Here is an 18,696-nt window from a genome sequence, read left to right as displayed (position 1 = left end):
GGTAGGAAGGTGAGGGCTTCACTGGCCGCCTTGCGCCGGCTGGCGCTCGGTGAGAAGCGCCAGCAAGGCCGGATTGATATAGAGGTTCTCGTGATCGCCGATCCGGCAGTACGGATTGACGAAGATTATCTCGGCAAGCTCTCGGGAGTAGATCTTCGGGAGGTCTCGCCGCAAGCGCTCGGCGGTCTCGTCGAGCAGGTCGCGGATCGCGAGTATACGGGCAGTTGACCAGCCAGCCGTCTCCGTTACCGCGGCGAGCATGTAGAGGATCCAACTTTCCCACGCGCCCTCCGTCGTCACGGCGAGAAGGCGATCGTAGTAGGCTCCTTTGTTTCGGATGATATAGCGGCTTAGATAGAGCACCGGGATGTCCAGGAGGCCCTTGTCAACCAGATAGAGCAGCTTCAGCACGCGGCCGGTTCTGCCAGTGCCGTCGCCAAATGGATGGATGGCCTCGAATTGGTAGTGCATCACGGCGAGGCGGATCAACGGATCGATGTCCTCGGCCTCATGGATGTAGCGCTCCCAGTTCGCCAGCTTGTCGCGCAGGAGGTTCTGTCCCTCGGGCGGGGTGTAGACAACCGCACCCGTCGCCTGGTTGACCAGGGCCCTGCCGGGCGTCGACCGAATGTCGAGTTCGACGCCCTTGATCGTGCGGCACACCGCGACCGCCGTTGACGTCGTCACAGGGCGCTCTTGCAGAGTTCGGAAGCCCTGATTGAGCGCGGTGCGGTAGCGCAGCGCCTCCTTCGTGGCAGCATCAGCGAGATTTCCGGCTTCATTGGCGAAGCGATACAAGCGGTCCGTCGTCGTGACGATGTTCTCTATTTCGGAACTTGCCTGGGCTTCTAGGAGCGGGATAGAGTTGATGAGGACTGCTTGGTTCGGGATAAGCTGACCCTGAGCTCTGCCAAGGCCGCGCGCGCCGCTATGCAGGCCTTGAGCACGGGCTTCGTTTCAACATCCTCCTTTGGGGGCAGGGAAGGTAGGCCATTGTAAGGTCGGTCGGCCTGAAACGTCATGTCGATGGTTCCTTGTTCGATCGACATGTCGGGGTTGATATGTCCTTGGCATCGACATATTGCCAAATCATGTCGATAGAACCGTAATCTATCGACATATTGTAGCAGCAAGGCGATCGCGCAAAACGGAGGTTATTGGCCCTTGGTAGTGCGGGCTCCCTCTATAGGGGCGTTTATAGCCCGCTTGCCTTGGTGAGGTTGATCCGAAACCTGTCGCGCCTCCGCTGATACCTGCGGATCATCTCTGCGCTAGTGTGGCCGAGTTGCTTCTGCACATAGCGCTCGTCGACCTCGGCCGAGGAGGCGAGGCCAGCGCGCAGCGAATGGCCGGAAAACTTTTGACCGCGCTCGCCCTCGGAAAGATCACCACGCACGCCGGCAGCGAGCGTCGCGCGCTTGACCAGCCGCGCCACCTCCTGATCGTTCAATCGCTGGGTTCCGACAGCCTTGCCTTGGCCGGTGACGCGTCGAAATAGCGGTCCGTATCCAATCCCTGCCAATTTCAGCCAGGTCTGCAGGGCGACGACCGGGCAGGTGGCGTCCGAGGAGCCACGACCGATCTCGACCTCGCGCCAGCCGGTCTTGCCGCGCAATGTCACCAAAGCACCTTTGTCGAAAATCTCGGCCCAGCCGCGGCCATCCTCCGTCTGATCCTTGGCAACATCGAGCCCGACGATCTCGGAGCGGCGCAGGCCGCCGGCAAACCCAAGCAAGAGCATGGCGCGATCGCGCAACCCGCGCAAAGTGCCACGGTCAAGCGTCTCCAGCATGGCGATCAGGTCTTCAGGCAGAATGGCTTCTTTCTGAAGGGGAGGGGAGGCGTGGGTGTTGCGGATGCCGGCCAGCACGGTGGCAATGTGGCGGTCTTTCCTGTCGAGCGGCTGGCCACGCTGCGTATAGTTCCAGGTCAGCGAAGAAAGACGGCGCTCGATGGTCGAGACGGAGTTAGGCTTCCTGTCTCCTGTCACCTTGCCGGACGCGCAGGCGGTGATGTAGAGGCCGACGGTCTGTGGATCAGGCGGGAACGCCTGCAGACCTTGTCGGCGTGCCCAAGCGCAAAAATGCTTCCAGTCGGCGGCGTATGCGCGCCGCGTGTTGGCGGAGCTTGCCGCCTCGACATATTTTCGCGCGTGGTCGGCCAGTTTTTCCAGGTGCGCCGGAAGACCAGACGCCGACGATGGGGCAGGGGCCATTTGCGGCTCGTCTGATGCGCCCCTCATCTCCATGACCACATCTATGATATCGGGAAGATCATTCTCTCCAGCTGCAACAGCAGGTGATCGTTGACCGTGCTCAGCCATCCTCATGCAGCCTCCACGTCTGTCTGGGAAAAGTCGTTGCCGAGAACAGCAGCGGTTCGTCTGAACGCCTTGCTAGAGCGTACGATAGACAATCGGCAAAATTCCGGGCCGCGGGACGACGGCCCTTGCCATAGGTAAGCCACGCCTGGGTCGCCAGATCGACCAATTCGGAGTCGACAGGGATGACGTCAGCCTCGATTTTGCGATCGACCTCGGCCAACGCGTGCTCTCCGCGCCTGCTGACCAGGACCATCCGCGCCTCGAGCACGCAGGTTGCCGGGATCAGGCGGACCGGATCGGCGACCAGCGCGCTTTCAAGCCGTGAAGCCTCCGGCTCACTGCGAAGCATGGCCACAAGCGCTGAGGTATCGATCACCATCAGTTCGGAATTCCATGCTCGTCAAAACCGATGATCTCCTCATCGCTGCGACCGTCCAATTCCGGCAACCGGGCCACTCTTTCGCGAATGCCGCGCAATTCTACCCGCATCCGCTCCTGAGCCTTGTCGCCAAAGCCCAGGCGATGAAGACGCTCGCTCAGCGCCTGATGAATGGCCGCGGTCTTGGTGACACCTTGACGGCGCGCGAGCTCGTCGGCGAGGGCAACTGTGGCCGGATTTTTGATACTGAGGGACACGAGAGGCTCCAAACTCTACCTTTTCGCCGGTTTCTACCAAAGACTTGGTCCTATGTCGATTACGAACGATAATGCAGCGTTATCATTCGTATTAACTGGGCGACAGGCGCGGCGGTTTTTGCTCAAAACGATTGCCAAAAGCGCCGCCATGATTCATCGTGCTTGCGATGATTCTGCGTCCCAAACCCTCTCCGCGCCACCACGCCACGCTTGCCAGTGCCCCTTCGACCGCACCGATGGCAACGGTGCCGGCTTGGCTACGCCGGGCCATCCCGGATGCACAAAGCCTTGCGGGAAAAGATGTTGACGTGGCGCTCGTTGCCGGCGCCGCCATCGGCGCGCTCGATGCGGTGGTCCGCCGGCAGGAGCGGTGAGCCGGCGCCTGGCGGCAGCGGCTGGCGCTTGCGGCGGCCGCGGCAACGGCACGCCAGGCGGGGCGCGTCGAGGATGAAGGCGCATTGCGCGACGCCGTGCTGCTCACACGGCCGGGCGATTTTTTGTCCGTCGGTCCCGCCGGTCTTTTGCTGCTTGCCTGGCGCCGGCTGGCGGTTCGGCCCACGGAAGAATTGCTGACGGAGAAGAACCTCGCCGCGGTGTTGGAGGAGTTCGGCTACGCCCCCGACGATGAGGGGCTCGGCGATCTGGCGGACGAACTTCGCCAACTCGGCACCAGCGCCGGGTTGGTCGGAATGCTGACTGGCGCAGTCGCGGCCGCCGAACGACACGGTTTCGGGCGCGTTCTCGGAGCCTGGCTTGCCGATGCCTTGCTCGCGCAGCGGCTAGGCTGGACGCATGCAATCCCTTTGCTGGGCGGGGAGGCGGCCTTGGCCGTGGGTACGGGCCGGCCGCGTCGACCAGTGACTGCTGCTCTGGCTCCGGGTGCCGAAACGGATGCCGATCGGGCCAAAAGCCTGCTGGCCGCGCAGGCGCGCGCCGCGCTGCGCGCGAATGATCTTTCCGCCGAGCTCGGGCGCCGCGCGGAAAAACTGCTCGCTGTCGCGCCAAAGCTGCGTGCGAAAGGGGCAGACACCATCGTCGACAGACTGCTGTCGCAGGACGCCATCATGGCATCCCGCCGTGACAAAAACATCGGCATGAGCGATCGCGGCCTGCGCCGGCTGTTCGACCGGCTGGTCGAGCTCGGCGCCGTGCGCGAATTGTCAGGTCGATCGACCTTCCGCATTTACGGACTCTGAGACCATGGCCCAGGCAGTGCGCAGGCGAGGGGGAAGCCGGTCAGATGATCGTCAATCAGCTGACCAGCTGTTCGACCGGGAGCTGGACCACCTGCCGCCGGAGGCGCGCTGGCGCGAATGGATGCATCGCGTCGAGGCCACAATCTTTGCTGCCAGCGAGCCGGTCGGCCGCGAGACTCTGGCGCGGATCGTCGGCAAAAACTGCAGCATCGACCTTTTGATCGATGACATCCGCGAAGAACTGCGCGGCCGGCCCTACGACCTGGTCCCCGTCGCCGGCGGCTGGAAGCATCTGACGCGGCCGGCCTATGCCGACGCCATCCGTGCCGCGGTCGGCGGCAACGACCGAGCCGTGGATCTGACACAATCTGAAGTGCTGGTGCTGATGTGCGTCGCCTACTTCCAGCCGATCACCCGCGCCGAGCTTTCTTCCTTCTTTGGCAAGGAGATCAGCCGCGATCTCATCGGTCATCTGCGCGGCGCAAAGCTGATCGCGTCCGGTCCGCGCAGCCCGACGCCCGGCGCGCCCTACACCTACGTCACGACCAAAGAATTCCTGCTCGAGTTCGGTCTCGACACGCTGCGCGACCTGCCGGATTTCGAGGCACTCGAGGATGCCGGGCTGTTGAGCAAAGAGAAGCTGTTGGCGGGGGATATCATGCCCGACTTTGCCGGTAGCGCAGAATACGGCGGGGTCGAGGTCGACGAATGACTGCCCGCCGCCCACGCAACAGTCGCTGGCGCTTGCAGATACTCGCGGCTTAAGCTCGACTGCGAAGCACGCCGGCGCCCGCTTCGACAAAGTCCTGGTTTTTCATGAGTGTCCTTGGTCCTACGAAAGAGGACACTCAAGCACGACGGGGTGGCCCTGTAAGGAAGTCAAGGCCATTCTCTCTCCGATAGGCTCGCCTTCAGGTCTGTCTCGATCCAGTTTTAGAAGGCGGAAGGACACGGCTCGCGCCAACGGTTGGGCACCGCGCGCAGATAATAGCCGCACCCCCTCTACCTTTGCCGCGCCTGACCACGGCGCACCCTTATCGCTGGATGGTTTTGTAGATGATGGCGGCGACGGTCCGCCGGTTATGATGCAGGGATCGGGATTGCCAACTGATTGGCGATCGCCGTGTAGATATCAACGTTGGCTCCAGGAGCTCGTACCGAAACCAGGAGAGCGTAGCGCGCAGCGTTGGTGCGTGGATACCTTGTCAAGGGTTCTGGGATAGGCAAACAGGATCGAAATCAGCTTGATCCGTGCCATGCCCTACAAACGCAATTCTGCGTGCCGTCACCGCATCGGGAAGATGAAATTCAGGGTGACGAACTGGCCGGATTAGGAGGCAGGTCTCCGCCTGCGTGGCAGCCTGACATTATGGGTCACGCCGGAAGCCCTGGCCGGGTGGCACGCTCCCCGACGCAAGACCCGGGGAGGCCAAGCCCGGTATTCCGATCTTGCCATCGAGACGGCCCTGATGCTTGGAACTGTTTTTGGAATGCGGCTGCGCCAGACCGAGGGATTGCTACCCTCGCTGCTGGGTCTCATGGGGCTGAATGTGCCTGTTCCCGATCATACGACGCTGAGCCGTCGGGCGCAGAAGTGGGAGCCATCCGCCAGACGAAACCAGCCTCGGCCGGACGGCCCGCTGCACGTGCTGGTCGACAGCACGGGATTGAAAATATACGGCACCGGACAATGGCTGGAGGAGAAACTTGGTGCCAGATCACGCCGTCACTGGCGCAAGCTCCATCTGGCAGTGGATGCCAATAATGGCGAGATCATTGCCCACTGTCCCGCATCAAGTCCGGCAGGTATAACCGGCAACATCAAAGACCGAAATGCGTTCGATTTCATATCCGCGCACCAACGCCGCATCTATATGGCCGAGTTGGCGCGCTGCGGAGTATCGGCGGCGATATCTTTAGCAGCCGTTTACCGGAGCGCGATAGGTCATTGTGTATGCAATACCGTTGGATGACGTAAGGAACCGCCGTGCCGCACAGAGCAGCAGCCCTAGCCGGCCGTTCTAAGCCCCGCCTGCATCGTTTCATGAGCGTGATGCTCGAACTGGCTCCGGGCGTTCTCGTGCCGCGTCAGGAAACAGAGTTGCTCGGACAGAGCGCGCTCGCGATTCTTCGCGATCGCGCGCCCGGCCCGATGGTGATCGACATGTGCTGCGGCTCCGGCAACCTTGCTCTGGCGATCGCGGCGGAAGTTCCGTCGGCCCGCGTCTGGGGGGTGGACGTGACTGACAGCACGGTCGCGCTCGCCCGTAGCAATGCCGAACGCTTGGCCCTTCAGGACCGGGTCACCATCCGGAAAGGGGATCTGTTCGGTGCGCTGGAGGGCGATGGGCTTATCGGCGCGGCGGACATGATTGTCTGCAATCCGCCCTATATCTCGACTGCGCGCCTCGAAGGCGAGAGCGCGCATCTGCTTGAGTGCGAGCCGCGTGAGGCCTTCGACGGGGGGCCTTACGGCATCTCGATCCAACAGCGGCTGATCCGGGACGCAATCGATTTCCTCAAGCCTAGTGGCTGGCTGCTGTTCGAGTTCGGGCAGGGGCAGGACCGCCAGGTGGCTGCCCTGATAGCCAGAGCCAAGGCCTATGAACCCGTGACATTCGCCAAGGATGAGGTCGGAATGCCGCGTGTCGCACTCCTCCGCAAGCTGGAGAACGGTGCGCCCGCGATCTCATCCTCCGCGAGTTTGGCATGAGCCAGATTCGCCCCCTGCAGGCTGCGGATATTCCGGCCGTCGCCGGGCTCTTTCAAAGAACCTTCCGGGACGGTGGAAAGCCGCCGCCTCCGGCGCTCGAGACTTATCTGCGCTGGCACTATCTCGAAGGCCCGGTCCGCGATCCGGAGATCGCGTCTCTCGTCCATATTGCGAGCGAAGGCGACATTTCAGGCTTTGTCGGCGTGAATGTGCTGCCGATGAGGCATGGCCAGCGCAAGCTGCGCGCCGCCATCTGTGGTTCGCTCATGGTCGAACCGCGGGCGAACGACCCGATGGCCGGCGCAAGGCTGCTCAGGACATTCCTGGCCGGGCCGCAGGACATCTCCTTCAGCGAAACCGCAAATGCCCTCTCGACGCAGATGTGGACGAAACTGCGCGGGGTCGCCCTGCCGCAATACAGCCTGGACTGGATCCGGGTCATCCGGCCTTCGGCCTTCCTGCTCGATCTAGCCTCGCGGCGAGCCGGCGCCGTGCGCTTGCTTGACCCGCTCGCGCGCGGACTCGATCGCTATCTTCGCGGACGGATGCAGGAGAACGAGATGCGCTGGTCCGGGGTCCCGGAACTCTGGAATGGCAAGGGCGGCCTCAAGGTTGCCGAAATCGATCATGCCGGTTTTGCGGCACTTTTGGACCCGTTGACGCGGCAGTTCCCGCTCCGCCCCGACTGGAGCGCGGAGCAGCTTGCGCATATCCTCGCGGAGGCTTCCCAGAAGCCGGACTATGGCGAGGCCGTGTTCGCGTCCGTCTCCTCCCCCAGCGGGGCGCTGGTCGGCGCCTTCCTCTATCACACCCGCCCGGGCAGGATGGCGCGCGTGCTGCAGGTTCTGGCCCTGCCGGGGCAAGCTGGTTCCGTCGTCGACTGCTTGATTGGCGATGCAGCGCGGCGCGGCGCCGCCGGCCTGCGCGGCCGGACGCAACCCGCCCTGTTGGCAGCGATGCTGGGTCGGCGGGTCGCCTTCACTCAACCGGCCTCGACCGTGGTGCATTCGCGCGACGAGGAGCTGGTGAACGCGTTCCTGAGCTCGCAAGGTTTCTTCAACGGGCTGGCCGGCGAGCACTGGAATCGCCTGGCCGGGGAGCGGTTCGAATAGGCCGTCATTGCGCGCGCGACGACATAATCCCGATGGTCGCGCCGATCTCAGCAGGCGATTTCCTCGACGGGGCGGACGAGCTGCGGGCCAAGGTGCAGATAGCGCGTCGCCCGGCGCTTGGCGGCGATATCGGCCCAGACGCGTTCGACCTCGACCGTAGTCAGCTTCGCGGCGGCGCCGACCTCCACGGCTGAAAGGCCATTATTCAGGCCGAAGAGGCAAATATCCATGCGGTCATAGGGCAGGGAGAAGTAGAACTCTTCCTGCGTCTGCTCGAGGGAATAGGTGTCGGTCGTCGGCGCCCTGCGGCAGATTTCCTCGGGAATGCCGAGATGGGCGGCAAGCGCATAGACCTGGCTCTTGTAGAGATGGGCGATCGGTTTGACGTCAGCCGCGCCGTCGCCATTCTTCACGAAGAAGCCTTGGTCGTATTCGAGCCGGTTCGGCGTGCCGAGCACGGCGAAATTCAGCCGGTCGGCGTGATAGTACTCGATCTGTTTGCGCGTGCGCTGCTTCATGTTGGTGGCGGCGACGATGCCGAGATAGACCGCCGGCGACATGCGCAGCTTCGTCTGCCGGCCTTCGGGGTCCTGCACCACCAGCGAGGAGATGTTGTAGCCCTCGCCGGCGAGCGAATTGGCGATGACGATCTTTGAGGCCCAGCCCGGCCCGTATTCCGGCACCAGCTTGCGGATGAAGGCATCCCGCCGCTCATAACAACCCATCGCGTGCAGCGTCGGGCCGATATCCTCCACGATCGCTTCGACGCCGAAGGTTTCGGCGCCCAGCCGGCCGAGGCGGAGGCTGTCGGGATCGGAGTCGCTTTCCGGCATGAACAGGCAGAAGACGTTCTTCGCGCCGACGGCGCGGGCGGCGAGCGCGACCGAGACGCTGGAATCGATGCCGCCAGAGAGGCCGAGCACGAGCCCGCGCTTGCGCATGCCGCGTAGCTGCTCGCGCAACCCGGCGACGATGCGGTCGGTTTCCGCAGCGTTGTCGAGCGTCAGCGCGTCGGTCGAGAAGGCGGGACGGCTCGGGGCGAGGGAGAGGTTCATTCTGCAGTCCCCAACGTTTCGGCCGCCAGCCTTCGGCTGACCTTTCCGGTATCGGTCTTCGGCAACTCGTGGCGGAACTCGATGAGCTTCGGCACCATGAAATCCTCGAGATGAACGGCGCAGTAGCGAATGATGTCCCGTTCGCTCAGGGTCTCGTCCGAGAGAACGACGAGGGCGGCAATGGCGTGGCCGAGCACCGGATCCGGCACGCCGGTCACCACGGCTTCCACGATGCCGGGATGGGCGTGCAGCACAGTTTCGACTTCCTTCGGGGCGACCTTTTCGCCGCGCGTCTTGATGATGTCGTCCTTGCGGCCAACGAAATAGAGGAAGCCGTCCTCGTCCGTCCGGAACAGGTCGCCGGTGTGGAGCCGCTTTTCCCAGGGATGCGGCCCGGGACGCAGCATCTGCTCCGTGGCCACGTCGTTGCGCCAATAGCCCTGCATGACATGCGGGCCGCGGATGACCAACTCGCCCGCCACGCCCGGTGGCACGCGGTTGCCCTCATCGTCGACGACGATCGCTTCCGTGTTGGGAATAGCGATGCCGACGGAACCCGGCCGGCGGTCCAGTTCCTCCGGGGGCATGTAGGTGCAGCGCTTGCACTCCGTCAGACCGTACATGGAATAGAGCCGCACGCCGGGGAACAGCTCGCGCAGCCGGGCGATATGCACCGGCGGCAGGGCGGCGGCGGTGTTCGAGATATAGCGCAGGCTCGGCAGGAAACCCGGCGCCAAATCGCGCATCTGCAGGATCAGCGCCGCCATCGTAGGCACCAGCGGGAAACCGGTGACCTTCTCGGCGCGGATGCGCTCGAAAATGGCCTGCGGAAAGGCAAAGGATTTTTCGAGGACGAGGGTCGCGCCGAGCTTCATCGCCATCAGCAGCTGATAGAGGCCGTAGTCGAAAGCCAGGGGCAGGACATTGAGGATGATGTCGTCAGGGGTGTTGCGCAGATAGGTCGTGATGGATTCGGCCGCGGCATCGATATTGCGATGCGTCATCATCACGCCCTTGGGGCGGCCGGTGGAGCCCGAGGTGTAGATCAGCATGGCGAGGTCGATGTCGATCCCGCCATGGCGAACGGGCACGGGCGCGACCTTGAGACAATCCTCGAAGGAGGCAGCGCCATCCGGCGCATGGCTGGATGGCGCTTGCGTCGACGCGACGAAGAGCGGCCGGTCCGACAGCGCACGCGCCTGGATCACGACAGGCATCAGCTTGGCCTGGGTCAGGATCGCCGCAGCCTCGCAATCGTCGATGACATAAGCGAGCTTGTCGGCCTTGGTGGAGGCGTTGATCGGGCTGAAGGTCGCGCCCGCCTTGAGAACCGCGAAGATCGAGACGGCGGCTTCCCAGCAATTGTCCATGAAGACGAGAACGCGGTCGCTGCGCTGCACGCCATTCGCGACGAGAGCGGTCGCGAGCCGGTTCGACAGATCGTCGAGCTCGTCATAGCGCAACCGCTTCCGGTCGGTGACAAGCGCCGTCTTCGCGCCATGCGCGGCCGCGTTCGTGATGAGGAATTGCTCGACCCGCATGAGCTCGGGCCTTCCGCTGCCAGCCGTCACGCCGCGACGAGCGATGCGGTCTTCGCTGAGATGAAGGCCGTGATGCGCGCCAGTGAATCGAGGTTGGCCGGCACGATATCGGCATCCGCAACTGTGATTCCGCAATGGTCCTCGATAAAGGCCACCAGTTCCAGAACGCCGGTCGAATCGATGATGCCGTTCTCGATCAGCGAGTCCGTATCGGCGAGGGCGTGGGTGGTGTCGCCGAACAGGAAGTTCTCGATGACAAAGGCCTTCACTGCGTCTCGGATCGTATCGGTCATGTCGTTCGCTTTCCTTGGTGGTGTCAGGCGGCCTTTGCGTTGCAAATGCCTGTGCCGGTGAAAGTCGTCAGCCACAGCTGCGTCGACAGGATGCCGACAAAGGCCGCGTTGTCGCGAAAGCCGGAGGCCGGCTGGCGGCTGCATTTCTCATGTAGTTTTGCCACTGCCTTCGGATTGAAGAGCCCGCCGGCGCTGACTGCGGCGTCGCCCAGGGCCGACTGGACATAGTCCCTCGTGCCCGGCCCAACGAAGGACTGGCTGTCCGGTGCGCGATAGGGCTGCTTGGTCCGCCGGCCGATGGCGGCCGGCAGCAGGTCTTTGGTCGCCTCCCGGAGAATATGCTTCTCCACGAGCCCCTTCAGCTTCATCTCGGGAGGAAGGCCGGCGGCAAACTCGACCAGATGATGGTCGAGGAAGGGAAAGCGGCCCTCGATTCCGTGGGCCATCGCCATGCGGTCGCCCTGGCTGGACAGGATATAGCCGGGGAGAAGGAAGCGGGCTTCCAGATATTGCGCCTGATGCAAGGGATGCCAGCGGGCGAACGCCTCGGGCAGCCGCGCGGCGAGCTCCTCGGCGGCGTCATATCCGGACAATGTGGCACGCAGATCGCCCGAGTAGAACAGCTTCGTCGCCGCCGTGCCGTCGAACCTCGGCCGATGGGAGAACAGCGGATCGTCGAGCGCCGCGCCGCTAGCCCCGAAGAAGGAGAAAAGGTACTCGGCCGATTGCTGCCTCAGGCCCGGAAGATAGGGGTAGAGCTTGCGGAACAGATGCGGCCGGATGCGGGAGCCGGGCTGTCTGCTGCAAAAGCGCCGAACCCTGGCCTCCTTGAAAATATCGTAGCCGGCAAAGACTTCGTCGGCGCCTTCGCCCGTCAGCACCACTTTCAAGCCGGCCTCGCGCACGAGGCTCGAGAGCTTGTAGAGCGGGGCAGGGGCAGTGCGCAGGATCGGCCGCTCCGTGAAGCGGATAACGTCAGGGAAGACGGCGGCGATATCGCCTTCCCCGCAGGCGACGGCGCTGTGATGCGTGCCGAGCGCACGGGCCATCTCGAGCTGGAAGGGGCTCTCGTCATGTTCGGCGCTATCGAAGGTGACCGAGAAGGTCCTGAGGCCACCCGGCGCCATGCCCGCCGCCAGCGCCGATGTGATGGAGGAATCGAGGCCGCCAGAGAGATAGGCGCCGACTGGCACATCGGCGCGCATGCGGATGCGGGTCGCCTCCGTCAGGAGGGCGCGCAGTTCCTCGGCCGCGGCACGCTCGTCCCGGTGCCGGGGCGGCGCTTCCCGGTCGGGATACTCCAGACTCCAGTAGGGCCGCGTCGAGACGCTGCCCTCTTGCACGATCATCAGGCTTGCGGGTTCGAGCTCGTAGATATTGCGGAAGGCCGTGCGCGGCGCGATCGGGGCCCAGAGCGTGAAGATCTGGTCGAGTGCGACCGAATCAATCTCGGCCGCGACGCCCGGGGCCTGGAGGAGCGCCTTGACCTCCGAGGCGAAGTAAAGCCGTTCGCCCTGCCTTGTATAGAAGAGCGGCCGGACCCCCATGCGGTCGCGCGCCAGAACCATGCGGCGGCGGCGGCCGTCCCAGAGCGCAAAGGCGAAATCGCCATTGAGCGCGGAGACGCAATCCTCCCCCATCTCGTCATAGAGATGCAGGATCACTTCGGTGTCGCTGGCTGTCCGGAAATGGCGGCCTTTCGCGCGAAGCTGCTCGCGCAGTTCCACATAGTTGAAGATCTCGCCGTTGAAGGCGATCGTCAGATCGCCCGTCGCATCGGACATGGGCTGCTGGCCGTCCCCCAGGTCGATGATGGACAGCCGCGCATGGCCGAGGCCGGCCGCCTTTGTGGTGAAGAACCCCTGCTCATCGGGGCCGCGATGCGCAATGGCAGCCGTCATCCTTTCAAGGAGCGCCCTCCCATCCCGGACAGTGCCGAAATAACCGCTAAAACCGCACATGCCGAGATATTTCCGAGTCCACCAGCGCGGCTCGGACTATAGCCGCCAAGATACCGGTAAGTGTTAAACATTTGGGACTATTCATGAGAATGGTAAATTTTGAGCGGCCGCCGACGGCTGATTCCTTGCGTGAGCATTGGATCTGCCGCGAGATGAAGGCAATGACGCGGCGTTGGTGCGCGGATATGAAATCGAACGCATTTCGGTCTTTGATGTTGCCGGTTATACCTGCCTGACTTGATGCCGGACAGACTCCGGGCGTGCACACGCCAGCATGCGGTTGAGCACGCTGCAACCGACGGCAACCTCGGTCTGCTGAGCGGCGAACGAACGAGCCCGCAAGCGTCGTCCGATCAGTGCCTTGTACCTTCCGATGGCGGTCTCGATCAGAGCCCGCTTACCATAGCCGGTAGCAGCCTGCCATCTCAGCCGACCGTCGCTTGCGATCGCGATGATGTGCTTGTCCCGTTGACCAGGCGGTCCGGTATCACCGCTTTCCACTGCCGTCGACCGAGGTGGAATGACGACGTTCGCGGTGCTGCTATGCTGCAGGATCATCTGATAGGTTGGCTTGCCATCATAGGCCCCGTCGGCTGTGAACGGGTCAATCTCACGTGCAGCGGGCCGTCCGGCAGAGGCTGGTTTCGTCTGGCTGGATGGCTCCCACTTCTGCGCCCGACGGCTCAGCGTCGTATGATCGGGAACAGGCACATTCAGCCCCATGAGACCCAGCAGCGAGGGTAGCAATCCCTCGGTCTGGCGCAGCCGCATTCCAAAAACAGTTCCAAGCGCCGCGACGGCCTGGTTGGAGTCGCTGGCGCGCGGTCAGCCGGCTCTTCGGTGACATCGCACTCGTCCTCACCAGAAGATCAGCGAACAGACGACCCCAAGACTCTCGTCACGGTCCTTCTCGATTGCCATCGCGAAGCGAAGGCTGCATGCGCAGCGCGCTGATTGATATCGGCATATTTGGCGCGTGCCAGCCCATCCCACAAAGCCCCTGAAAACCTTCGGAGAATGGTGCGCCGCAGTGGCGCTGCTGCCCTGACTTCTGCTAAGTCTCGTCCGTGGATGACATGTATATTCCAAGAAAACTTCTGGTCGAGGACCGAGCCTATAGTGAAGATCAGCTTCTTCACGTGGCACGGTTTTCATCGTTCTCGCCGAACCCGGTGGCGGAAAGACTGAGTTGCTCGGGAAGCTTGGTTCTTTGCTCGGCAGCCCGCCTGTGCGCGCCAGCGTGTTCCGCAGCCGCCAGGTTGCTGCATCCAAGGCGCCCCTCGTTATCGACGCGATGGATGAGGTTGCCCGCATCGACCGTCTGGCGCTCGACGAAATTGTCGTCAAGGCGAGCGACATGCAGTGTGATACCGTGGTGTTTGCCGGTCGCTCGAGTGAGTGGGACCCCTCCGTCACCGAGCATGTGAGGGATTGTTTCGGCATCAAACCTGTGGTTGTCCGGCTCGAGCCTTTCACGACGGACGAGCAGCGCCAACTTTGCGTCCTGCCATATCGGCAGGGTTCGCAAGGCTACACCGGTCGATCGACAGGCAGCCGCAACCGATGCACTCGGTAAGCCCCGACCTCAGGCGCTGCAACTCGGCGATGCGCTGGTCGATGTGCTTGGTCCACTGGCCCGATAAGCGCGACCAATCCCGACGCGACGGCACGCGATCGGCTGGCAGGCCAGCTCGGCGCCGATCTCTTGAAGCGTCAGCCCAATTGGCTGCGCGAAGACGATGGTGACGGCCCCCTCGGGCGCACCCGCCTGCCGAACCAGATCCTCAAACAGCGCCGCACATTGGGGGACGATACTGGCATGCTTGTAAACGACAGGATTGCCGACAGAGATCGCCGGGGCAACCACCCGGATAGCGGACGCAGTCGCGAAGCATACGGCTGAATGACCAATGGCCAGCATCGTTCACCAGAATGATGCTGAAGGCCGTCCTGTGTTGCCTCTTTGCTGGCTGGTTAGGCCCCGGTCAGGCCACCCTGATCGAGGTGGAAGGCGAAGAAGGCCTCCAGCTCATCTGGTCCCGCCCCAACTGACTGACCGCCAACAGCGAGGCCCCGCCAGAACGGCGGGCCTCGCGCTATCGGTTCCGCACGAGGTCTCCTCGCATCAGCCGCCCGGTCGCTTTCGCTCACTCAAAGGAAATCGCGCCGGATCGTCGTTCCATGGATCGAACACCGTCGCGCCGGAACCCTTGGTGTCCTTCACGTTGCGTGTCACCAGGTAAAGGTGGTGCTCGACTGCGGTCGCGACCAGGAGTGTATCGATTACCTGTGGCGCATGGCCCGTTTCCCGCTTGACCGTTCCCGATATTCGGCCCCACCGGCGAATTATTTCATCGCTGACGGAGAGGGTGCGCTCGCCGAAGCGGGCTGCCAAAGCATCGCGGGAGGCGATGTAGCGTGGGCGATCGGGGTGATCGTCGGCAAGGGTTTTAGATGCCCTTGTCGTACTCGCCTAGTGTCAGGACGCTCAGGAAGAAGGTCTCCTCCAGTTGACCCTCGGCCCCACTGATCGCGCTCCGTTGGGATTAATCAATGCGGCGACGAGGTTCGTGTCGAGGAGCCAACCATTCACAGATCGACATCCCGGCCGTGATCCTCTTCACGTGCAAGGTCGAGATCGCCGAGATGGAGGCTCTCCATAAACTCCAGGAAGGGCTGTTTCGGCCGGGACGGCGCGAGCCGATCGAATTCCTCCACGCTGACGACGACGACCGCGTCGTGACCGCGCACGCTCACGCGCTGCGGTCCGTCGCTGCGCGCGTGTCGCACCACCTCGCTGAAGCGCGCCTTGGCATCCTCCAGCTTCCACCGGCCGACACGAGCGTCACTCGCTCGCTCCTTCCGTTGTCCAGAGTCTCGCTTGATTCCCTTGCTCATAATCCCGCACCTAGTCAGATCAGACATAGTGCATTCGCTCGCGATCCGCCAGTGCGGCCTGCCAACATTCGCCGGCATGTGATGGCGGTTTCCGGCCCGGCAGCCCAGTCAGACAACACGTGCGCCTGCCGTCGCCTCTATCGGCGCAGAATTCTCGGGTTGGAGTTGTGTGCGTCAAGTTCTGCAAAATGGCGTGGCATCGCGGTGACGTCGGCGTGTCCGCCGCTCAGCTCCCGTGTTAGCGGAGCGGCGGACACACAGCGATGCCCAGGCGGCTATGACCCTTCTCACCCTCCAGGGCATCGCAAGAGTTTTGGCGCTGTCGATGTGCTGCACGGCGTCGACCTCTCGGTCGAGCGGGCGAGGTGGTCGGCGTTGTGGCGACAATGGGGCCGGCAAATCGACGCTGATGAAGACCATCACAGGCATCTACCGCGCCGATACCGGATCGATCGAACTCGACGGCAAGGACATCCTACCACTCGATCCCGGCCAGCGGCGCGAACTCGGCATCGAGATGATCTATCAGGATCTGTCGCTGGCCAAGCAGCAGGACGTGGCGGCCAACATCTTTCTGGGCCGCGAGCCGACCAGAAAACTGTTCGGGCTGTTTCCTGGCTTCGTCGACAAGGCCGAGATGGAGATGATTGAGCGGTTAGGGGCGCATTTGCCGTCGATCAACCGCTCGGTCGGCTCGTTCTCGGGCGGCCAGCAGCAGACGGTGGCGATCGCCCGGGCGCTGACCTCAATCCGAAGCTGGTGATGGACGAGCCGACTGCGGCGCTCGCCGTGCGCGAGGTGCAGAGCGTGCTCGATCTCATCCGTCGGCTAAAGTCCGAAGGCATCGCCGTCATCATGATCTCGCACCGGCTGAACGACGTGCTTTCGGTCACCGACCGCATCGTGGTGCTGCCACGGGCGGGCCGATGCCGATCTCGTCACAGCCAGGACCAATATGAACGAAGTCGTCAGCCGCATCGTCGGCGGCGGCGATACCAGTACCGCCGCGGCGCACGAACAATGAGGCTGACCGATGAATGTTTTTGGATTGCACACTTTCGCCATTGCTCCGGTCTGGGACCTTGACCTGATCGAGCCGCAGATGGAGCGGTTGAAGGAACTCGGCATCGGCCTGCTCGAGATCACGCTGCTGCGACCCGAGGAGATTGACACCAAGCCGACACGCGCCTTCGCCGAACGCCAGGGTATCGAGCTCATCCCATCGCTCGGCCTGCCGCGCGCGCTCGACGCCGGATGAGGCGCTAGCTTTCCTCGAGCCGGCCTTCGGGGTTTGCGAAGCGGTCGGCAGCGCGGCGCTCGGCGGCGTCAGCTATGGCACGATCGGCAAGACCTCGGGCCGTACGCCGACCACGGCAGAAGTCGACGGCATGTGCCCGGCGGACTGGCGGTGTGGCGTCCGGTGGCGGAAGATCCGCGCGATGTCATCGAAGTCGGGCTGCCGTTCCTGCGCGATGTGGCGCCAGGTCGGACTGACGTTGCATGCCTGCGTCGAGCGCCCTTCGGTGGGCAAAAGCACAATGCACGGATGAACCAGTCGCGCTGTTCGCTCGTCAGTGCTCGATGCCGGAGCAAGGATCCTCCGACCTCAGCTGGACGAAGCGCATCTGGCGTACAATTCCAAAAAGTACGTGACTGAGCCCAGGCGCCTTCGTGAAGCTGATGACTCAAAGTCCAAGAGTCCTCTACGCGGAACGCATGCGGGAATCGACGCGCCACAGCCAAGCGGCAGAGCATTCGAAAGGCTGCGCTCGATCTCGAGGTGACGCCGGTGCCATCAGCTAAACGCTTCAAAAGCTTGAGCGTCGTCTGGGAGTTCCGCTTTTTCACCGCACGACACGGCGCATACCTTGACCGAGGCAGGAGAGACCCTGCTTGCCAACAGCTCACATCCCTTGAGGTAGATTAGCAAATTTCCATATGCGGCCTTGATCTCTGCTATTGATGATAATGCAGATTTGCATTATCTAATCACATGAATGAATTGGAGCTGCCAAAATGACGACGCTAACTGTTACCGCACGCGGACAGGTGACGTTTCGCAAGGACGTTATGCAGCATCTCGGCATCCGGCCGGGCGAGAAGATCGAAGTTGATCTGCTTCCAGGCGGTCGGGCGGAATTGAAGGCGGCGAGGCCAAAGGGATCATTCCGGGAGCTTCACGGTTTTCTCAAGGGCAAGACGAACGGCCGGGTGTTGAGCATTGAGGAGATTGATGAGGCAATTGCGGAAGCGGGTGCTGCAGCTGGATCGAGTAAGGAATGAAAGTCACGGCCGACACGAACGTTCTGCTGCGTGCCTATGTCGCCGACGACGAACAACAGGCGGAAGCGGCCATCGACCTCCTGGCGCAGGCAGACATCGTGGCCGTTAGTCTCCAAGCCTTGTGCGAGTTCGCATGGGTTTTGGGCCGACAGTATCAAACCGCACGCGAAGATATCGTGGCGGCAATCCGAGCCCTGGCCAACACTGCAAACGTCGTCGTCAACCGGCCAGCTGTCGATGCAGGGCTTGCAGTGCTTGAGGCCGGCGGTGATTTCGCGGACGGCGTGATTGCCTTCGACGGCGACTGGCTGGGAGGGGAGACATTCGTCTCTTTCGACCGCAAGGCAGTTAAACTGCTGTCGGCGCAAGGACATCCTGTTCAGCTTCTTTCGTAGCTCGCTTTCGGCGCGCGGCATCTACACCAATCTGATCCGGCATTGCGGAAGGCCGCATCGCGTTTCGTGTTGGACGGTCTGCCTGCACAACACCCGCCTCGGCATGCTGCATCCGCAGGCTGTCACCCGCAATGCCTTCGGCGATGCCAATTACTACAATCTCTGCCCGTCGCATCCCGATGCGCGCGCCTATGTCCGTGCACTGGTCGCCGACATCTCGCACAGCTACCGGCCAGACAGGATCGAACTCGAAAGCCCATCCTTCATGGGTTTTGCCCATGAATACCATC

19 protein-coding genes and 7 pseudogenes are annotated in these 18,696 nt (G+C 63.0%); 12 read left to right on the top strand and 14 right to left on the bottom strand.

Features of this window, described 5'->3' with window-relative positions; genetic code table 11:
• Positions 1-18: 18 nt before the first annotated feature.
• From NKH19_RS29530 to NKH19_RS29515, 4 genes and pseudogenes are all read right to left on the bottom strand, one after another.
• Positions 19-861, bottom strand: coding sequence for a Fic family protein (locus NKH19_RS29530; RefSeq protein ID WP_352873041.1), 843 nt, complete (start codon positions 859-861; stop codon positions 19-21).
• Positions 862-1,195: 334 nt separating this feature from the next.
• Complete coding sequence (locus NKH19_RS29525; protein ID WP_502911068.1) at positions 1,196-2,323, bottom strand: site-specific integrase; 1,128 nt, start codon at positions 2,321-2,323, stop codon at positions 1,196-1,198.
• Between the two features lie 2 nt (positions 2,324-2,325).
• Positions 2,326-2,702, bottom strand: a pseudogene (locus NKH19_RS29520) (type II toxin-antitoxin system VapC family toxin).
• On the bottom strand, positions 2,702-2,959 hold the full coding sequence (locus tag NKH19_RS29515; protein ID WP_352873010.1) for a type II toxin-antitoxin system VapB family antitoxin: 258 nt from the start codon (positions 2,957-2,959) through the stop codon (positions 2,702-2,704). The pseudogene NKH19_RS29520 and the gene NKH19_RS29515 overlap by 1 nt, the downstream one beginning before the upstream one ends.
• Before the next feature lie 167 nt (positions 2,960-3,126).
• Here NKH19_RS29515 and NKH19_RS29510 point away from each other — a divergent pair.
• The 5 genes and pseudogenes from NKH19_RS29510 (at position 3,127) to NKH19_RS29490 (ending at position 7,980) form a co-directional block, all read left to right on the top strand.
• Positions 3,127-4,155 (top strand): annotated as a pseudogene (locus NKH19_RS29510) (DUF1403 family protein).
• A gap of 4 nt (positions 4,156-4,159) precedes the next feature.
• Positions 4,160-4,867, top strand: coding sequence for an SMC-Scp complex subunit ScpB (scpB, locus tag NKH19_RS29505; protein WP_352873009.1), 708 nt, complete (start codon positions 4,160-4,162; stop codon positions 4,865-4,867).
• Positions 4,868-5,504: 637 nt separating this feature from the next.
• Positions 5,505-5,981, top strand: a pseudogene (locus NKH19_RS29500) (IS5 family transposase); the annotation flags it as partial.
• A gap of 218 nt (positions 5,982-6,199) precedes the next feature.
• Positions 6,200-6,868 (top strand): N5-glutamine methyltransferase family protein, encoded by a 669-nt coding sequence (locus NKH19_RS29495; RefSeq protein WP_352880621.1) that lies wholly within the window; start codon positions 6,200-6,202, stop codon positions 6,866-6,868.
• Positions 6,865-7,980: a hypothetical protein gene (locus NKH19_RS29490; RefSeq protein WP_352873006.1), complete on the top strand. Its 1,116-nt coding sequence runs from the start codon at positions 6,865-6,867 to the stop codon at positions 7,978-7,980. Before NKH19_RS29495 ends, NKH19_RS29490 begins: the two co-directional genes overlap by 4 nt.
• Positions 7,981-8,027: 47 nt before the next feature.
• Here NKH19_RS29490 and nadE read toward each other — a convergent pair whose 3' ends face one another.
• The 8 genes and pseudogenes from nadE to NKH19_RS29450 form a co-directional block, all read right to left on the bottom strand.
• Positions 8,028-9,035 carry an NAD(+) synthase gene (gene nadE / locus NKH19_RS29485; protein ID WP_352873005.1) on the bottom strand — a complete coding sequence of 336 codons (1,008 nt, stop codon included), beginning with the start codon at positions 9,033-9,035 and terminating at the stop codon, positions 8,028-8,030.
• Positions 9,032-10,576 carry a class I adenylate-forming enzyme family protein gene (locus NKH19_RS29480; RefSeq protein ID WP_352873003.1) on the bottom strand — a complete coding sequence of 515 codons (1,545 nt, stop codon included), beginning with the start codon at positions 10,574-10,576 and terminating at the stop codon, positions 9,032-9,034. The genes nadE and NKH19_RS29480 overlap by 4 nt, the downstream gene beginning before the upstream one ends.
• 26 nt (positions 10,577-10,602) lie before the next feature.
• A complete protein-coding gene (locus NKH19_RS29475; protein WP_352873001.1) occupies positions 10,603-10,869 on the bottom strand; it encodes an acyl carrier protein in 267 nt (88 codons plus the stop codon).
• A 23-nt stretch (positions 10,870-10,892) separates the two neighbouring features.
• Positions 10,893-12,830, bottom strand: coding sequence for an asparagine synthase (glutamine-hydrolyzing) (asnB, locus tag NKH19_RS29470; RefSeq protein WP_352872999.1), 1,938 nt, complete (start codon positions 12,828-12,830; stop codon positions 10,893-10,895).
• 222 nt (positions 12,831-13,052) lie between these two features.
• Positions 13,053-13,619: pseudogene (locus NKH19_RS29465) on the bottom strand (transposase); the annotation flags it as partial.
• 346 nt (positions 13,620-13,965) lie between these two features.
• Complete coding sequence (locus tag NKH19_RS29460; protein ID WP_352872997.1) at positions 13,966-14,325, bottom strand: hypothetical protein; 360 nt, start codon at positions 14,323-14,325, stop codon at positions 13,966-13,968.
• The gene (locus tag NKH19_RS29455; protein WP_352872995.1) at positions 14,303-14,500 is read right to left on the bottom strand and encodes a MerR family DNA-binding protein; all 198 of its coding nucleotides are present in this window, start codon (positions 14,498-14,500) and stop codon (positions 14,303-14,305) included. Before NKH19_RS29455 ends, NKH19_RS29460 begins: the two co-directional genes overlap by 23 nt.
• The gene (locus NKH19_RS29450; RefSeq protein ID WP_352872993.1) at positions 14,416-14,751 is read right to left on the bottom strand and encodes an aldehyde dehydrogenase family protein; all 336 of its coding nucleotides are present in this window, start codon (positions 14,749-14,751) and stop codon (positions 14,416-14,418) included. The genes NKH19_RS29455 and NKH19_RS29450 overlap by 85 nt, the downstream gene beginning before the upstream one ends.
• Positions 14,752-14,810: 59 nt before the next feature.
• Between NKH19_RS29450 and NKH19_RS33665 the strand changes: the two are divergent.
• Positions 14,811-14,882: pseudogene (locus tag NKH19_RS33665) on the top strand (DUF736 domain-containing protein); the annotation flags it as partial.
• Positions 14,883-14,955: 73 nt separating this feature from the next.
• On the opposite strand, the pseudogene NKH19_RS29445 reads toward NKH19_RS33665, so the two are convergent.
• Together NKH19_RS29445 and NKH19_RS29440 are read right to left on the bottom strand one after the other, a co-directional pair.
• Positions 14,956-15,423, bottom strand: a pseudogene (locus NKH19_RS29445) (PIN domain-containing protein).
• Entirely contained in the window at positions 15,420-15,728 is a 309-nt protein-coding gene (locus NKH19_RS29440; protein ID WP_352872991.1) for a type II toxin-antitoxin system Phd/YefM family antitoxin, read from the bottom strand. The pseudogene NKH19_RS29445 and the gene NKH19_RS29440 overlap by 4 nt, the downstream one beginning before the upstream one ends.
• 409 nt (positions 15,729-16,137) lie before the next feature.
• On the opposite strand from NKH19_RS29440, the gene NKH19_RS29435 reads away from it, so the two are divergent.
• The 6 genes and pseudogenes from NKH19_RS29435 to NKH19_RS29410 all read left to right on the top strand — a co-directional run.
• Entirely contained in the window at positions 16,138-16,491 is a 354-nt protein-coding gene (locus tag NKH19_RS29435; RefSeq protein WP_352872989.1) for an ATP-binding cassette domain-containing protein, read from the top strand.
• Between the two features lie 270 nt (positions 16,492-16,761).
• Positions 16,762-16,986, top strand: a complete 225-nt coding sequence (locus tag NKH19_RS29430; RefSeq protein ID WP_352872987.1) for a hypothetical protein — start codon at positions 16,762-16,764, stop codon at positions 16,984-16,986.
• 569 nt (positions 16,987-17,555) lie between these two features.
• Positions 17,556-17,600 carry a hypothetical protein gene (locus NKH19_RS29425; protein WP_352873039.1) on the top strand — a complete coding sequence of 15 codons (45 nt, stop codon included), beginning with the start codon at positions 17,556-17,558 and terminating at the stop codon, positions 17,598-17,600.
• A gap of 144 nt (positions 17,601-17,744) precedes the next feature.
• A complete protein-coding gene (locus NKH19_RS29420) occupies positions 17,745-18,011 on the top strand; it encodes an AbrB/MazE/SpoVT family DNA-binding domain-containing protein (RefSeq protein WP_352872985.1) in 267 nt (88 codons plus the stop codon).
• On the top strand, positions 18,008-18,406 hold the full coding sequence (locus NKH19_RS29415) for a type II toxin-antitoxin system VapC family toxin (protein ID WP_352872983.1): 399 nt from the start codon (positions 18,008-18,010) through the stop codon (positions 18,404-18,406). Before NKH19_RS29420 ends, NKH19_RS29415 begins: the two co-directional genes overlap by 4 nt.
• Before the next feature lie 58 nt (positions 18,407-18,464).
• Positions 18,465-18,696, top strand: a pseudogene (locus NKH19_RS29410) (hypothetical protein); the annotation flags it as partial.

Source organism: Mesorhizobium sp. M1338, from assembly GCF_040318045.1.
Taxonomy (GTDB): Bacteria; Pseudomonadota; Alphaproteobacteria; order Rhizobiales; family Rhizobiaceae; genus Mesorhizobium.
Note: the sequence above shows the minus strand (reverse complement) of the source record. Positions and strands in the feature narration are given on the sequence as shown.

Bases quoted from the DNA above. Each gene is read 5' to 3' on its own strand.
- NKH19_RS29525 (WP_502911068.1), bottom strand. From the start codon at position 2,323: ATGGCTGAGCACGGTCAACGATCACCTGCTGTTGCAGCTGGAGAGAAT.
- scpB (WP_352873009.1), top strand. From the start codon at position 4,160: ATGGCCCAGGCAGTGCGCAGGCGAGGGGGAAGCCGGTCAGATGATCGT.
- NKH19_RS29495 (WP_352880621.1), top strand. From the start codon at position 6,200: ATGAGCGTGATGCTCGAACTGGCTCCGGGCGTTCTCGTGCCGCGTCAG.
- NKH19_RS29490 (WP_352873006.1), top strand. From the start codon at position 6,865: ATGAGCCAGATTCGCCCCCTGCAGGCTGCGGATATTCCGGCCGTCGCC.
- nadE (WP_352873005.1), bottom strand. From the start codon at position 9,035: ATGAACCTCTCCCTCGCCCCGAGCCGTCCCGCCTTCTCGACCGACGCG.
- NKH19_RS29480 (WP_352873003.1), bottom strand. From the start codon at position 10,576: ATGCGGGTCGAGCAATTCCTCATCACGAACGCGGCCGCGCATGGCGCG.
- NKH19_RS29475 (WP_352873001.1), bottom strand. From the start codon at position 10,869: ATGACCGATACGATCCGAGACGCAGTGAAGGCCTTTGTCATCGAGAAC.
- asnB (WP_352872999.1), bottom strand. From the start codon at position 12,830: ATGTGCGGTTTTAGCGGTTATTTCGGCACTGTCCGGGATGGGAGGGCG.
- NKH19_RS29450 (WP_352872993.1), bottom strand. From the start codon at position 14,751: ATGCTGGCCATTGGTCATTCAGCCGTATGCTTCGCGACTGCGTCCGCT.
- NKH19_RS29440 (WP_352872991.1), bottom strand. From the start codon at position 15,728: ATGAGCAAGGGAATCAAGCGAGACTCTGGACAACGGAAGGAGCGAGCG.
- NKH19_RS29435 (WP_352872989.1), top strand. From the start codon at position 16,138: ATGAAGACCATCACAGGCATCTACCGCGCCGATACCGGATCGATCGAA.
- NKH19_RS29430 (WP_352872987.1), top strand. From the start codon at position 16,762: ATGAATGTTTTTGGATTGCACACTTTCGCCATTGCTCCGGTCTGGGAC.
- NKH19_RS29420 (WP_352872985.1), top strand. From the start codon at position 17,745: ATGACGACGCTAACTGTTACCGCACGCGGACAGGTGACGTTTCGCAAG.
- NKH19_RS29415 (WP_352872983.1), top strand. From the start codon at position 18,008: ATGAAAGTCACGGCCGACACGAACGTTCTGCTGCGTGCCTATGTCGCC.